The organism is Corallococcus sp. CA047B (assembly GCF_003612065.1).
GTDB classification, from domain to species: domain Bacteria; phylum Myxococcota; class Myxococcia; order Myxococcales; family Myxococcaceae; genus Corallococcus; species Corallococcus praedator.
Genome location: NZ_RAWD01000009.1, coordinates 17,075 through 31,137 on the forward strand (window position 1 = coordinate 17,075; position 14,063 = coordinate 31,137).

13 protein-coding genes are annotated in these 14,063 nt (G+C 69.6%); 5 read left to right on the forward strand and 8 right to left on the reverse strand.

Annotated features, from left to right (window positions below; genetic code table 11):
- Nucleotides 1–1,023, reverse strand: coding sequence for an oxidoreductase (locus tag D7X74_RS03070; RefSeq protein WP_233595415.1), 1,023 nt, complete (start codon nt 1,021–1,023; stop codon nt 1–3).
- 870 nt (nt 1,024–1,893) lie between these two features.
- Here D7X74_RS03070 and D7X74_RS03075 point away from each other — a divergent pair.
- A complete protein-coding gene (locus tag D7X74_RS03075) occupies nt 1,894–2,916 on the forward strand; it encodes an isopenicillin N synthase family oxygenase (RefSeq protein ID WP_120531403.1) in 1,023 nt (340 codons plus the stop codon).
- Between the two features lie 17 nt (nt 2,917–2,933).
- Here the strand turns inward: D7X74_RS03075 and D7X74_RS03080 are convergent, their stop codons facing one another.
- The 6 genes from D7X74_RS03080 to D7X74_RS03105 all read right to left on the reverse strand — a co-directional run bounded on the left by D7X74_RS03080 (nt 2,934) and on the right by D7X74_RS03105 (nt 9,039).
- Complete coding sequence (locus tag D7X74_RS03080; protein ID WP_233601940.1) at nt 2,934–4,166, reverse strand: methyltransferase domain-containing protein; 1,233 nt, start codon at nt 4,164–4,166, stop codon at nt 2,934–2,936.
- Nucleotides 4,167–4,447: 281 nt separating this feature from the next.
- Complete coding sequence (locus tag D7X74_RS03085) at nt 4,448–5,701, reverse strand: hydroxymethylglutaryl-CoA synthase family protein (RefSeq protein ID WP_120531404.1); 1,254 nt, start codon at nt 5,699–5,701, stop codon at nt 4,448–4,450.
- A 40-nt stretch (nt 5,702–5,741) separates the two neighbouring features.
- A complete protein-coding gene (locus D7X74_RS03090) occupies nt 5,742–6,779 on the reverse strand; it encodes a zinc-binding dehydrogenase (protein ID WP_120531405.1) in 1,038 nt (345 codons plus the stop codon).
- A gap of 42 nt (nt 6,780–6,821) precedes the next feature.
- A complete protein-coding gene (locus D7X74_RS03095) occupies nt 6,822–7,568 on the reverse strand; it encodes a CoA-transferase subunit beta (protein ID WP_120531406.1) in 747 nt (248 codons plus the stop codon).
- On the reverse strand, nt 7,565–8,365 hold the full coding sequence (locus D7X74_RS03100; protein ID WP_120531407.1) for a CoA transferase subunit A: 801 nt from the start codon (nt 8,363–8,365) through the stop codon (nt 7,565–7,567). Before D7X74_RS03100 ends, D7X74_RS03095 begins: the two co-directional genes overlap by 4 nt.
- Nucleotides 8,362–9,039 carry a TetR/AcrR family transcriptional regulator gene (locus D7X74_RS03105; RefSeq protein WP_120531408.1) on the reverse strand — a complete coding sequence of 226 codons (678 nt, stop codon included), beginning with the start codon at nt 9,037–9,039 and terminating at the stop codon, nt 8,362–8,364. Before D7X74_RS03105 ends, D7X74_RS03100 begins: the two co-directional genes overlap by 4 nt.
- Nucleotides 9,040–9,239: 200 nt before the next feature.
- On the opposite strand from D7X74_RS03105, the gene D7X74_RS03110 reads away from it, so the two are divergent.
- From D7X74_RS03110 to D7X74_RS42570, 3 genes are read left to right on the forward strand one after another with little or no spacing between them, the layout of a single operon-like run.
- Complete coding sequence (locus D7X74_RS03110) at nt 9,240–11,372, forward strand: nitrogen regulation protein NR(II) (protein WP_120531409.1); 2,133 nt, start codon at nt 9,240–9,242, stop codon at nt 11,370–11,372.
- Nucleotides 11,350–12,735, forward strand: a complete 1,386-nt coding sequence (locus tag D7X74_RS03115; RefSeq protein ID WP_120531410.1) for a sigma-54 dependent transcriptional regulator — start codon at nt 11,350–11,352, stop codon at nt 12,733–12,735. The genes D7X74_RS03110 and D7X74_RS03115 overlap by 23 nt, the downstream gene beginning before the upstream one ends.
- A gap of 38 nt (nt 12,736–12,773) precedes the next feature.
- Complete coding sequence (locus D7X74_RS42570) at nt 12,774–13,442, forward strand: hypothetical protein (protein ID WP_147446449.1); 669 nt, start codon at nt 12,774–12,776, stop codon at nt 13,440–13,442.
- On the opposite strand, the gene D7X74_RS45175 is transcribed toward D7X74_RS42570, so the two are convergent.
- Nucleotides 13,374–13,694, reverse strand: coding sequence for a transposase (locus tag D7X74_RS45175; RefSeq protein ID WP_120531411.1), 321 nt, complete (start codon nt 13,692–13,694; stop codon nt 13,374–13,376). The genes D7X74_RS42570 and D7X74_RS45175 overlap by 69 nt on opposite strands.
- Between D7X74_RS45175 and D7X74_RS03125 the strand changes: the two genes are divergently transcribed.
- Nucleotides 13,647–14,000 carry a DUF3293 domain-containing protein gene (locus D7X74_RS03125; RefSeq protein ID WP_233601941.1) on the forward strand — a complete coding sequence of 118 codons (354 nt, stop codon included), beginning with the start codon at nt 13,647–13,649 and terminating at the stop codon, nt 13,998–14,000. The two genes, D7X74_RS45175 and D7X74_RS03125, sit on opposite strands and share 48 nt — an antisense overlap.
- The last annotated feature ends 63 nt before the right edge of the window (nt 14,001–14,063 follow it).

The following is a 14,063-nucleotide window of genomic DNA, read 5'->3' on the forward strand; positions in this document are numbered from 1 at the left end:
TCAGTCCCGGGGCAGGGTGATGCGCCGGCCCTCCGCGTCACTCTGGAGGGCGGCCTGGAGGACGCGCACGGTCTGGCTCGCGCTCAGCGCGGACACCGGCACCGGGGCGCCGTGCAGGATGGCGGCGGCGAGCTGGCGGTAGAAATGGCCGTAGTCGCCGGGCGCGGTGGGCACGCTCTCCCCGGAGGTCAGCAGCCGGCCATGGTTCGCCGGAGGCTCGCTGCCGAAGTCCGGATGGCCGGGGCGCAGGCCCGCTTCGAGCTGGCCCTCCTGCGGATCCAGGCCGGACTTCACGTAGGCATCCCGGTCCCCCTGCAACACGAAGCGGGGCCACGGTGCATGCACCACCGAACCCGAGTGCAGGAGCACGCGCAGCGCGCCATACCGCAACACCAGATGGAACCAGTCGGTGCCCTGTGCGCCGGGGCGCTGCCGGCCCAGGTCCGCGCCCACCGACTCCGGAATGCCGAAGAGCTGCACGGCTTGATCGACGAGGTGCGAGCCCAGGTCCCACAGCGTGCCGCCGCCGGGCACATCCTGTTCCTTCCAGCGCGCCTTCACCTCCGGACGGAAGCGGTCGAAGTGGCTCTCCAGGCTGTAGAGCGTCCCCAGCCGTCCCTGGCTCAGGAGCTGGCGCACGGTGAGGAAGTCGCCGTCCCACCGGCGGTTGTGGAACACGGTGAGGCACAGGCCGCGCTCCTTCGCGAGCCCGTCCAGCCGGAGCGCTTCGTCCGCATCCAGCGCGAAGGGCTTCTCCACCACCACGTGCTTGCCCGCGCGCAGGGCCTGTTCGGCGAGCGACGCGTGGCTGTCATTGGGCGTGCAGACGACGAGCACGTGCAGGTCCGGATCCGACAGCAGGGAGTCCACCGTGCCCGTCCGGACGCCCGGCCAGTCGCGCGCCACGACGTCGGCGCGGCGCGACGCGACGGCGGCCAGCGTGAAGGCGGGCTCCGTGGCCACCAGCGGCCCATGGAAGCGCGAGCCGGACAGGCCATAGCCGAGGAGACCCACACGCAACACGGAACCCGGGGCGGGAGCAGAAGCCATGCGTGGCACGTTAGCGGGAAATGGCGCCGGCGCGGACCTCCCTCCGTGCCGCGCCGCTGTTGTCCAGTCGACAGTCTTGAATCAAATACAGAAATACAGTCATAAACAGGAAAAAGCCGCATCTAGAGTCATGTCTTCACGTCGAGGGGGTATTGACACATGAAGACTCAAAAACACGCATTCATCCGTGGAATGGTCGCTGGACTGCTCGTCACCGCTTTGGTCGGCTGTGGTGATGAAGTGGGTTCCCCTCCCGGAATAGAAACAGCGACAAGGGAGGCGGCGAGTCACTGCACCATGATTGACGCGACCGATCCCGAGGTCGCGCGACTTCTCAAGGGCGCGAAACGGACGCCCATCGGCCTGCCCACGGAAGAGCATGTGAATGGGCAGAGGATTTCGTCCTTGCGATTCCAGGTGGAGCCCGAGCTCACGTCGCAAGCCGTCTCGGGTGGGTCATTGGCCCCCATGGCCATGGGAATCGGGAAGGTCGTCTGCACGGGGGGATGCACGGGTAAGAACTGTGCTGCGCCCACGGGGTGCACTGCCACCCATGGAGGCTGCACCCGGGTCGAGTGCGATGCTCACTGTGATGGCTCCTGCACCATCCGGACGGAGTACGATCCCGCGGACGCAGGTGTTTCTGACGCAGGTGTTTCAGACGCGGGTGCCGCCGACTCGGGCATCGCTGACGCGGGCGCCTCGGACGCAGGCGCCTCGGACGCAGGCGCCTCGGACGCGGGTCCCGCCGCGTCCTGATGCGCGGAGGAGTCCCAACCCCCGGGCCCCTCCCGACGCGTTAGAGTCGGCGGCGTCGTCCGCCTCCCGGAGGAGCAAGCCCCCATGGACACCGTGCCCGTCATCGACGTCCGAGCCCTCGTCGACGCCACGTCGAGCCTCGCGGCCCGCCGCGAAGTCGCCGCGAGGATGGGCGTCGCGTGTCGGCACAACGGGTTCTTCTACGTCACCGGGCACGGCGTGGACGTGGGGCTCCAGGCGCGGCTGGAGTCCCTGGCGCGGGAGTTCTTCGCGCGGTCGGAGGCGGAGAAACAGTCCGTGCGCATGGCCTTGGGAGGCCGGGCGTGGCGGGGCTTCTTCCCGGTGGGCGGCGAGCTCACGTCGGGCCGTCCCGACCGCAAGGAGGGCTTGTACTTCGGCACGGAGCTGTCGCCGGAGGATCCGCGAGTCCTCGCCGGCACGCCGCTGCACGGCCCGAACCTGTTCCCCCGGGAGCCGGCGGGCCTGGGCGGCGCGGTGCTTGAGTACATGGAGGCGCTGACGTCGCTGGGGCACGCGCTGATGTCTGGCATCGCGCTCAGCCTGGAGCTGGAGGAGGACTTCTTCGCCGCGCGTTACATGAAGGACCCCACGGTGCTGTTCCGCATCTTCAACTACCCGCCGGGCCCGGAGGTGGACGGGGAGGGGCTGCCGGTGTGGGGCGTGGGCGAACACACCGATTACGGCGTGCTCACCATCCTGAAGCAGGACGACGCGGGCGGGCTCCAGGTGAAGTCGCGCAAGGACGGGCAGGTGCGGTGGATGGACGCGCCGCCGGTGGAGGGCACGTTCGTTTGCAACATCGGGGACATGCTCGACCGGATGACCCGGGGCGTGTATCGCTCCACGCCGCACCGGGTGCTCAACCGCGCGGGCCGCGACCGTCTGTCATTGCCATTCTTCTTCGACCCCGGCTGGACGGCGGAGATCCACGCCATCGACTCACCGGTGCTGCGCGACGGCGGCGCGGATGACCACGCGGAGCGGTGGGACCGCCAGAGTGTGCATGCGTTCCGGGGCACGTATGGGGACTACCTGCTCGGAAAGGTGGGCAAGGTGTTCCCGGACCTGCGCGCGGAGGTGTTGTAGTCCCGTGCCTTCCCGGCTCACTCGCGTCGCCGCGCCCGGATGACCAGTGACGGGCTGTCCAGCGAGAAGGGGTGGCCCTCCAGGTCTCCCCAGAGGCCGTCCTCCCGCAGGCCCGCCTGTTCGAGCAGGCCGAGCAGCTCATGCGCGGAGAACAGGCGGTAGTGGATGCGCTGCTCGTAGGCCTTGCCCGTCCGTGGGTCCCGTCCCTTGTAGTGGCGGTGGTTGCGGCTGGTGCGCGGCTCGAAGCGGTTCTCCTCCCACCAGAGCAGGGTTTCGGACTCTCCCCACTGGCGCGGAGGCTGGCGGAGGGCGTGGTCGCGGTTGTCGACCTCGATGAGGAGCTGGCCGCCGGGGACCAGCGTCTCCCGGATGGAGCGCAGCGCCTCCAACTGGGCCGCGTCGTTCTCCAGGAAGCTGAAGGACGTGTAGAGCAGGATGGCGGCGTCCTGGCCCCGGCTGGGGATGGTCCGCATGTCCGCCTGCACCCAGGTGATGTCCACGCCGGCCCGCTGGGCGCGCTCGCGGGCCATGCCCAGACGTTCGGAGGACAGGTCCAGGCCGGTGACGCTCAGGCCACGCCGGGCCAGCTCAATCGCATGGCGTCCGTGTCCACAGCACACGTCGAGGATGTTCGCGCCGGGCTTCAACTCCAGCAGGCGCAAGGCCTGCTCCACCTCCGTGGCCGCGGTGGCGTCGAGCGGCAGATACCAGACGTCATCGGTGATGGCGAAGGCGTCGTGGTACCAGGGGGGAGCGTCGGGACGCGGCTGGAGTTGCTGCCGGATGTGGGGCAGCAGTGCCGGGCCCAATGCGTCGCGCTGGCCCGCGGTGAGGTAGCGGGCGCCGCGCACCCATCCGACGCAGGTGGCCGCGCCGCATCCGCAGGGGAAGGGTGCCGCCAGGTTCCACTCGGAGGTCAGGTAGTTGAAGGTGACTTCCTGCCCGGCCGCCAACGCCGTGCGCGCCGTGAACCGGGGCGACTCCGTGTCCGAGCCGGGGTGGAACAGGGCCGTCGGTTCGCACGCGTGGTTGATGAAGCGCCAGGGGGCATCCGGCGTCGCCAGGTGCTGGTCCACGCCCACCTGGAGCGTGTCCCGGCCGGGAGCGCGGACCCGGCTGCCTTCGATGACGAGCAGCACCTCGCCCGCCGCCACCGCCCGCGTCGTCACCATGCAGGTGCCGAAGGGGCCGGACGAACGGACGAGCAGCGCAGGCGTGGGGGAGTTCGAGGAGGCAGGGGGCGTGGACATGGATGGACGTACCTGGCGGCTTCTTCCCACTATTCCAGGATGGATTCTCCATGCAAAATGAAGGTTGCCCGCACCTGGAAACTCAGGTGGAAACTCAGGCCCAGAGTTCCTGTTCGAATGTAGCGAGCAGGGCCCGGGCGAGGATGCCGTCGGGCTCTGGGATGGACTGAACGGGAGGTGAGCACCGTCTTCGTCCGGGTTCAAGCCGCGGGGAATGCAAGATGGGCGATGCACGCTCTCCGCGCGCATCGCCCGTCAAAGACAACCCAATCTGTCGCGAACTACGCGCCCGCGTACTTGCGGCGGTGTTCGACAATCTCCGCCAACCGGAACGTGCCCGGCTCCGGCGCGATGGCTTCCGGCGCGTCGTACGGCAGGTTCATCAGCCGCTCGTACTCCTCCACCGACACGCGCTCACGCTTCGCCAGCACCGTGTCCAGGTCCGCGCGCGCCATCCGCTCCGCCGCCTTCTCACCCACCACGCCGGAGTAGAACTCCGCGCAGCAGCCGCTGCCGTAGGAGAGCAGGCCCACGCGCTGGTTCGCCAGCGCCGCGCCCTCCGCGTGCAACTGGCCCGCGAGCGCCAGGTACAGCGACGCCGTGTAGACGTTGCCCACGCGCGCGTTCAGGCCCAGCGACTTCGCCACCTGCGCGTCGTAGCTCGCCTGCGACTTCGCGGACTCATCGCGCGCCTCGGGCGTGGCCGGGCCGGGGCCCACCGCGTCCTCCAGGTCGCACAGCCGCACCTGCGCGTGCGCCTTGCGCGCCATCTTGCAGAAGGGCACGTGGTACAGGATGCGCGCCAGCTGCTCACTGGGCAGCTTGGAATCCCAGCGCACCAACCCCTGCTCCATCGCGCGCTGGCGCCAGCCCCGGTACGCACCCGCCATCGCGTCCAGGTAGCAGGTGATGGAGTAGTGCCCGTCCACCAGCGCCTCCCGGCGACCCACCGGGCGCCAGAAGTCATACACGTCCGACGTGCACACGCCGTTGAGCCCCACGTCCAGCGCCAGCAGGTCCGGCGTCTCCGACACCAGCAGCGCCACCGCGCCGCCACCCTGGGTGGGCTCGCCCGCCGTCTTCAGGCCGTAGCGCGCGATGTCCGTGCACACCACCAGCGCCGTGCGTCCCGCGCCCGCGCCGGAGGCGATCCACTCCACTGCCGCCATCAGGCCCGCCGTGCCGCCGTAGCAGGCGTGCTGCGAGTCGAACGTGCGCATGGAGCGCGGCAGCTTGAGCAGGCCGTGCACGTGCGACGCGATGGGCTTCGAGTGGTCCACGCCCGTCTCGGTGCCCACCACCAGCATGCCGATCTTCGACGTGTCCACCGACTGCTGCTGGATGAGCCGAGCGGCCGCCGTGGCCGCCAGCGACACCGAGTCCTCACCCGGGTCGTTGATCGCCATCTCCTTCGCGCCCAGGCCGGCGGTGAACTTCGCGGGGTCCACGCCGCGCGCGCGCGCCAGGTCCTCGATGTCCACGTACCGCCGGGGCACCGCCACGGCCAGCGCTTCGATTCCAACCCGCTTCTTCATGGGGAACTCCTCAAGTCCAGTTGCTGCGAATCCGAATGACTCACGCCTCGGGCGGCACCAGCACCAGCCGGCCCGCCACCTCGCGGTTCTCCAACCGGAAGTGCGCACGTCCCGCATCCGCCAGCGCCACCTCCTCCGACACGAAGGGACGCACCTGTCCGGTCGCCGTCAGCCGCAGCGATTCGTCCAGCTCCTCGCGCGTCGTCGCGTATGCACCAAGAATCTCCAGCTCCTTCACGATGACCAGGCCCGGGTTCAGGTTCACCACCCCCGACTCCAGGTTGCCCACCACCACCACGCGGCCACCCGGCGCCATCGACTTGAGCGTCTGGTCGAAGGTCGCGCTGCCCACGATCTCCACCGCCACGTCCACGCCGTTGCCGAACGTGCGCTTGCGCGCCTCCGAACCGAAGTCCAGCCCGCGCGAGACGATCACCTCGTCCGCGCCGGCCTCCTTCAGCGCCGCCACCTTCGCCTCGCCGGAGGTGATGGCGATGACGCGCGCCCCGTCCACCTTCGCCAGCTGCACGGCCGCGAGTCCCACGCCGCCGCTCGCGCCTGTAATCAAGACCGTCTCACCGGCCCGCACCTTGGCCCGCGTGCGCAGGGTGTGCACCGCCGTCCCCAGCGTGCAGCACACCGTCGCGGCCACCGCCCAGGGCAGGCTTGCCGGCACGCGGCCCAGGCCTCGCACGGGCGCGACCATGAACTGCGCGTAGCCGCCCTGGAGTTCCTCACCGAAGAAGCGGTTGTCCGTCTTGCACAGGCTGTTGCGGCCCGCGAGGCACAGGGCGCACTCGCCGCAGGACATGCGCTGCAGGGTGGCCGCGCGGTCTCCGACCTTCCATCCCGGCGTGTCCGGACCCACCTCCACCACCTCGCCCGCGGCCTCATGGCCCAGGATGGCGGGGACGTGCGTGCGGGGCAGGTTGCCGCGGCGGTTGATGACGTCGTGGTAGCAGACGCCGCACGCGTGCACGCGCAGCAACACCTCGCCCTTGCCCGGCCGGGGCACCGGCACGGTCTCCAGACGCAGGTTCTCGGCATTCCCGAACTGGCGAAGAACGACAGCCTCCATGCGGTGCCTCTTTCCGTGTTGCGACAAAGGGTGTGAAGGACTTCAGCTCCCGACGAGTGCGTCGCGGAGGTTGCGGGGATCCAACGCGCGGATGGCGCTCACCGTGCGCGCGTCGGGAAGGGAGGTGACAGGCAGGGCATCCGGCACCGCGAACTCGAAGCCGGTGCGCTCGGTGATGCCGTCCACCGACGCCCAGGGGTGACGCGACAGCAGGCGGGCGCCACGCGGACCGCCCAGCTCGAACGTCCCCAGGTCGGAGATGAGGCGCACCGGACGGCTGGGGTCTCGCGTCGTGGCCACCTGGACCTGCGGCACCAGGTTGCGGCGCGACTGACGCGGCACCAGCAGCACCGGGTTCTTCACCCACTGGCGCAGCGTGGCCGCGCCCGCGACCCCGGGGAACTTGGCGCGGGGCTTCTCCAGGCTGCCCGACGCCGTCATGTTGGTGCGGCCCGCCGGGTCCACCTCCGCCGCGCCGAAGAACACCGTGTCCACCCGGCCGCGCCGCGCATGGTCGAACAGGTCCGCGATGCTGACCTCCGCCGACCGACCCTCCAGGTAGCGCAAATCCTCCGACGACGGGTACAGCTCCGGCAGGTCCGGATCCAACGAGCCCACGCACGCCAGATACGTCAGCCCCGGCGCATGCGTGGCCCGGGCTACCGCGATCGCCAGGATGACCAGCGGGGACGCCACGCCGGTGGCCACCACCGCGCCGTCTTCAATCTCCCGCGCGAGCAGCGACACCACCGTCTCCGCGGGCGTCGCGTCCATCGTCGTCGCTGTCATGCCGCGCTCCGCGTCGCGCGCAGCGACATGAGGAAGTCCCGCGCTTGCCCTGCCTCGGCCGCGGCCAGGTAGGCGGCCAGCATCGCGTCGTCGTGCGGGTACTTGCCCAGGCAGCCCGTGGGCAGCGCGCCGCCAGGGGCGAGCACCACGCGCTCCACCTGGAAGCCGGGGATGGTGACGCGCGACAGCTTCGGCACGCGCTCCTCCACCGTGGCCACCACGCGCTTCGCCGCGTTCGCGACGAGCAGGTCCGTGGTGGGGTCCTCGATGTAGAGGTTGCCCTTGTCGTCCGCCGCCTGAGCATGGATGACCGCCACGTCCGGGTAGAACGCGGGCTCCACCGGCACGCGGCGGCCGGTGAAGGGATCCTCCACCGTGCGGGGGGCGTCCACCTCCGCCAGCTCCGACACGTCCGCGTCCGGAGCGGGGATGAACGGCAGCCCCATGCCGGCCGCGCGCAGCCGCTGCACCACGCGATAGCCGTCGTGCTCACGCCAGGCGATGTCGCCTGCCTCGATGGCCCGCTTCAGGCAGGGCAGGGGACGCACCCGGTTCTCCAGCACCAGCGCGCCGAAGGGGAACTCCACCCGCTTGAGGCAGCCCCCCGCCACCAGGAACTCCGCCGGCAGCGGGTTGGGCAGGGAGATGAGCTGCAGGTCCCGCTTCTCCTGCGCGACCAGCTCCAGCACCAGCGCCATGGGCGCCCGGCCCAGCATGAACCCTCCGGCCGCGACCCACGCGCCGTTGGGAATGGAGGCCACGGCCTCCGTCAGGGAACACCATCGGGCGCGGTTCACTGGGGCTCCTCCCCGGAAGCGGCGCGCGGCACCATGCGCAGCGGCGCCGAAGCATTCGCATCCGTCGTGGACGCGGCGGGCGTGGAGAGGCCGGGGAGGATCATCGCCACCATGCCGTCGGCGATCTGTTCCTCCGTCAGGCGGCCGTCCGGCTTGAACCACTTGTAGACCCAGAGGACCATGCCCAGGAACGAGAAGGCCGCGACCGTGGGGTCCACGCCGGGCAGCAGGCCCTGGCGGCTCGCATCCGCGAACGCGTCCTCCAGGAAGCGCACGTAGCGCTTCTTGCGCCGGTCGATGAACTCTCGCGGTTCACCGGTGAGCGTGGCGTGCTCGTGGAGGATGATGATGACCTCCTTGCTGCGGCCGCTCGTCACCAGGTGGATGTTGTGGCGCATGCACTGGCGCAGGCGCTCGACGGGGTCCACCACGTCCTGCACGGGCGCGAGGACCTGCTCCTCGAACACGTCCATGCCGTAGTTCATGATGGCGAAGAGCAGCTGCTCCTTGTTCTGGATGTGGTGGTAGAGCCCCGCCTTCGTCATGCGGCACGCGGCGGCGATCTCCTGCATCGAGGTGCCCTCGTAACCCCGCTCGCAGATGAGCCGGGCCGCCGTCTCCAGGATGGTCCGGTACCGCTCGCCCTCGTCCGGTTTGCGCCCCGTGGGTGTCACGCGTGCTCTCCTTGCCGGCATCCAACGCCTTCGCCGGGCTCGACGACCTACCGACCGGTAGGTCACCACTGCCTACCGACCGGTAGGTAGCACTGGCCGACGCGCGTCGTCAACGGGCAAGTACTGGAGGGCAGGTGGGATAAAAGGCCCTGTAAACAAGGACTTGGGACGACTTGTCAGGTTAGGTTGCGGGGCGTTCCATGCGCTCCACGCTCCTGCCCATCCTGCTGTTGTGCGCCGCGCTGGCCAGCGTGGGGGTGGGGGTCTGGACGCTGGTGAAGCGCAGCCGGACCACCCTGGTGGAGCAGTTCGCGGGGGACCGGCAGAAGCAATTGGACGAGGCCGTGGGGGGCGTCACCGACTCGCTGGAGGAGGTGGGCAAGAACCTGCGGTTCGCCGGGGAGCTGATGTCCCAGCCGGGGAGCCTCGCGGAGCACCGGCGGGAGCTGCGCGCGCTGCTGGAGGCGGTGGGCCAGTACAAGGCCATCGCGGCCTATGACGGCGACGGGGTGGAGCGGCTGCTGCTGTTGGACCGGCGCACGGACTCGAAGGTGCCGCGCGAGGGGCTGGTGCCGGAGATGGGAGAGACGGCGCGCCGCGCGCTGCTCAGGCCTCCCGGGGACCTCACCACGTCGCCCATCCTGGACGCGGCCAACGGCGGCTGGTTGCGCATCCTCGCCACGGCGCTGCCCGCGACGGACGGCAAGCCCGAGGGCGCGGTGGCGGTGCTGGTGGACACCGAGTCCTTCTTCGCGCCGCTGCGCATCGTCACGTCGGACCTGGAGGCGCGGCTGCTGCTCGTGGGCACGCATGGGCAGCCCACGCCCGCGAGCGACGCGGGGCTCGCGGAGTGGTTCGGCCGCGCGGCGCAGAAGGACGCGGGCGTGCCCGGGTTCGCGTTCCTCGTCTCGCGCTTGAAGGCCGGGGCCCGCGGCATGCTGCCCTTGTCCGAACAGGAGGCGGAGCGGCTGGGGTTGGGGCGCGCGGAGGTGGTGGCCGTCTACACGCCCATCCGCATGCGCGGTGGCAGCCATTGGGCGGTGGCGACGCTGGTGTCCACCGCGGCGCTGCGCTCGCATGAGCAGTCGCTGGTGGTGCGGCTGTTGGGCGCGGGCGGGCTGGTGGCGTTCTTCCTGGTGGCCTTCGCGGTGTACGTGGTGCTGGCGCGGCGGCGCGCGGTGGCGCTGCGAGAGAGCCGGCGGCACGCGGCCCAGCTCGCCGCGCTGCATGATCAGACGCGAAAGATATTGGATCACATCCCCACGGGAGTCCTGGCGCTGACGGCGGATGGGCGGATCCGCGCCGTCAACCAGGCGCTGCGCTCGCGCGTGCCCGGCAACGTCACCGGATCGCCGCTGGCGTCCGCGTTCCCTGGGGCTCCGGAGCCGGTGCTGGAGCGGCTCTCCGCGCTGGTGGCGTCCGCGCTCAAGGAGGACCGGCCGCTGAGCCTGCTGGGCGAACCGCTGGCGCTCTTCGGGGAGGAGGGCACGTACAACCTGCACGCGGTGCCCCTGTCGGCGGGGGATCCGGAGGAAGAGGTCCGGGCGCTGCTGGTGGTGGAGGACCTGAGCGACGTGCGCGCGCTGGAGACGAAGCTGCTGCGCGCGGAGAAGCTGGCCACGGTGGGCGTGCTCGCCGCAGGCATCGCGCATGAGATTGGCACGCCGCTGGGCGTGGTGCGTGGCCGGGCGGAGTACGTGCAGGGGAAGCTGGGCCCGTCGCATCCGCAGGGGCCGGGCGTGGGCGTCATCATCGAGCAGATTGATCGCGTGAGCCGCACGCTGCGCCAGCTGCTGGACTTCTCGCGCCTCCAGCCCGCGATGGTGCGGCCGGTGGCGCTGGAGCCGCTCGCGCGCAGCGTGCATGAGTTGCTGCGCGTGGAGGCGGAGCGGCGGCAGGTGTCGCTGACGCTGGATGTGCCGGAGTCGGTGCCGGCGCTCGCGGCGGACGCGGATCAGCTCCAGCAGGTGCTGCTCAACCTCACCCTCAACGCGTGCGATGCGTGCAGCGAGGGCGGCAAGGTGGAGGTGTCCGCCTCCGCGCTGGTGGGCCCGGAGGAGGGCGCCTGGGGGCTGGTGGCGCTCACCGTGCGCGATGATGGGTGCGGGATTCCGAAGGAGCGCCTGAACCAGGTGTTCGATCCGTTCTTCACGACGAAGAAGCGCGGCCAGGGCACGGGGTTGGGGTTGACGATGGTGGCCCACGTGGTGCGCAACCACGGCGGCCGGGTGGAGCTGGAGAGCACGCCGGGGCAGGGGACGCGCGTCACCGTGCTGTGGCCGGTGGCGCGTGCCGTGCCCGAGGAACGACATGTCGAACGACAAGCCGGCTGACGCACGCATCCTGGTCGTCGACGACCATGTGGAGATGGGGCGCATGCTCCAGGAGCCGCTGGCCGACGCGGGCTGGACGGTGGACCTGGCCACGGGCGGCCAGGAGGCGCTGACGCTCATCCGCGCGCGCGTGTACGACGCGGTGCTGACCGATTTGCGCATGGAGAAGGTGGACGGCCTGGACGTGCTGGCCGCCGCGCGCGCGGTGGATCCGGAGCTGCCGGTGCTGCTGATGACGGCCTTCGGCGGGGTGGAGAGCGCGGTGGAGGCGATGCGCCGGGGCGCGTACCACTACTTCACCAAGCCCTTCCGCCTGGATGAGGTGCGCCTCTACCTGGGCCGCGCGCTGGAGGACCGCCGGCTGCGCGCGGAGCACCGGGCGCTGAAGCAGGCGTCGCAGGAGCGTTCCGGGCTGGGCGCGATGGTAGGGCGGAGCGCTCCCATGCGCGGGATGTATGAACTCATCGACCGGGTGGCGCACGCGGCGGCCCCGGTGCTGCTGCGCGGTGAGAGTGGCAGCGGCAAGGAGCTGGTGGCCCGCGCGCTGCACTTCGAAGGCCCGCGCGCGCCTGGACCGTTCGTGGCCGTCAACTGCACCGCGCTGCCGGGGCCGCTCCTGGAGAGCGAGCTGTTCGGCCATGTGAAGGGCGCCTTCACCGGGGCCACATCGGTGCGGCGCGGCCTGTTCGTGGAGGCGCACGGGGGCACGCTGTTCCTGGATGAGATTGGCGACATGCCCACGGAGCTCCAGGCGCGGCTGTTGCGGGTGCTGGAGGATGGCGAGGTGCGCGCGGTGGGCTCGGACGCGCACCGCACCGTGGACGTGCGCGTGGTGGCGGCGACGCATCAGGACCTGGAGGCGCGGGTGCGAGAGGGTCGCTTCCGCGCGGACCTGTTCTACCGGCTCAACGTCGTCACGCTGCAGGTGCCTTCGCTGAAGGAGCGGCGAGAGGACATCCCGCAGTTGGTGGAGCACTTCACCGCGCGCTCCCGGGCTCGCAATCCACGCTCGCGTGTGACGGCGCTGTCACCGGAGGTGGTGGCCGCGCTGGGCGCCATGCCCTGGCCGGGCAATGTGCGCGAGCTGGAGAACCTGGTGGAGCGGCTGGTGGTGCTGGTGCCCCGGGAGACGGTGGAGCTGGACGACCTGCGTCCCCATGCGCCCATTCCGGAGCCGGAAGCCAATCCGCTCGCGCTGGCGCAGGAGGGCGTGTGGACCCTGCGCCGGCTTGAGGGCGAATACATCCACTGGATGGTGCAGCACTGCGGCGGCAACAAGACCCGCGCCGCGGAGCTGCTGGGCATCGACGTGTCCACCATCCACCGCCGCGAGCGGGAGAAATTGTCAGGCCTTGTTTTGTGAGAATGAAGTCTATTTGGAAAGACTCAATAGGACGTGAAATGAAGACTCGGTTGCCGGTCATTTTGCTCGTGCTCGTGGTTGCGGCCAATGCTCGCGCGGATGATCTGCCTGATGCTGGAGTGACAGGTCAGGAGCCAATTGGGGCTGAAGAGCGTGAGAAGGTGCTGCCACCACCGCTTCAGAAGACATCGCCCAAGACTTGGTCAAGGCATGGATGGCAAGATTTGCGCTGGGGTATGGGGCCAGGGGATGTCGCTGATGCTCTAGAGGGACGATATTCATCTTCATATGTCATGCCCCCATTGGGGAATCGCAAAGACCCGAGCCATCATGTTGTTCTTGCTGAAACAATATTTGGATTTCAGGTGAGGGCTGGTTTTTACTTTGACGGTGGTCGGCTTGATCAGCTCTCGCTTGGTCAGATTGTTGAAGGAAAAGATCCGTCAGGACTCGAAGGTGTCCTTTGGTTTGGGTCGCTCAAGCCTGCACTAGAGGCGAAGTATGGGAAGCCCTCTTGCTTGCCGACGACTGATGAGAACCCCCAGTGTGACTGGGATAGGAAAGATGGGCGGATCAGTCTCAGTGTGCGAAGTGGAAAGGGCTGGGTAACCTATTTTGCGCCGATATCTGCTGAGAAGTTAAAGCAGATGGAAATGGAACGGCAGCAGAAGAAGAGAGAGTATGTGCGTGAGATGAACAAGCTTTGAGGGGAAGGTGCGATGTGAAGTGCTGGTGGTTTCTGTGTGGCGTAGTGGATTCTGTTGTGCGCGGCCCGCGCGCGACTGCGGACGTGAGCGAAGGCGCTGCTGGAGCCGCTCATCGTCACCCATCGTGACGCTGCGCCCCTTGCCGGATGCGGCCTGGGTACAACTGGGGCGCAGCTTGCACGGCCCGCAGGCTTCCGGGTCGAAGTGCACGACGGCGCCGGGCTCGAAGGGCTCCACCTCGCCCGCGGACATCGCGAGTGGGCCTTCCTGACCGCGTGGAACCCGGGCTCACGGCCTCGCGGCAAGGAAGAGAATCAGCGGGAGCAGGAGCGGCTGACGTCCCAACTCGTCGCGGGCGGCTGGGTGGTGGCGCCCGCCATTGGCGAGGCTGAGGACTGCAGTTGGTCCGAGCAGAGCCTCTTCATCCCGGGACTGCCCCGCGCGGAGGCGGAGCGCTTCGGTCGCGCGCACGGTCAGGTGGCCGTCCTGGTGGGTCGCACCGGAGGTCCCGCGGAGTTGCTGCTGTGTGACAACGAAGCGCCGCCATCCGCTCCATGAGTACGGGCGACAGCCGCAGACCCGTGTCGAGACGAAGTCGGGGCGCGAGCTTCACCGTGCCGC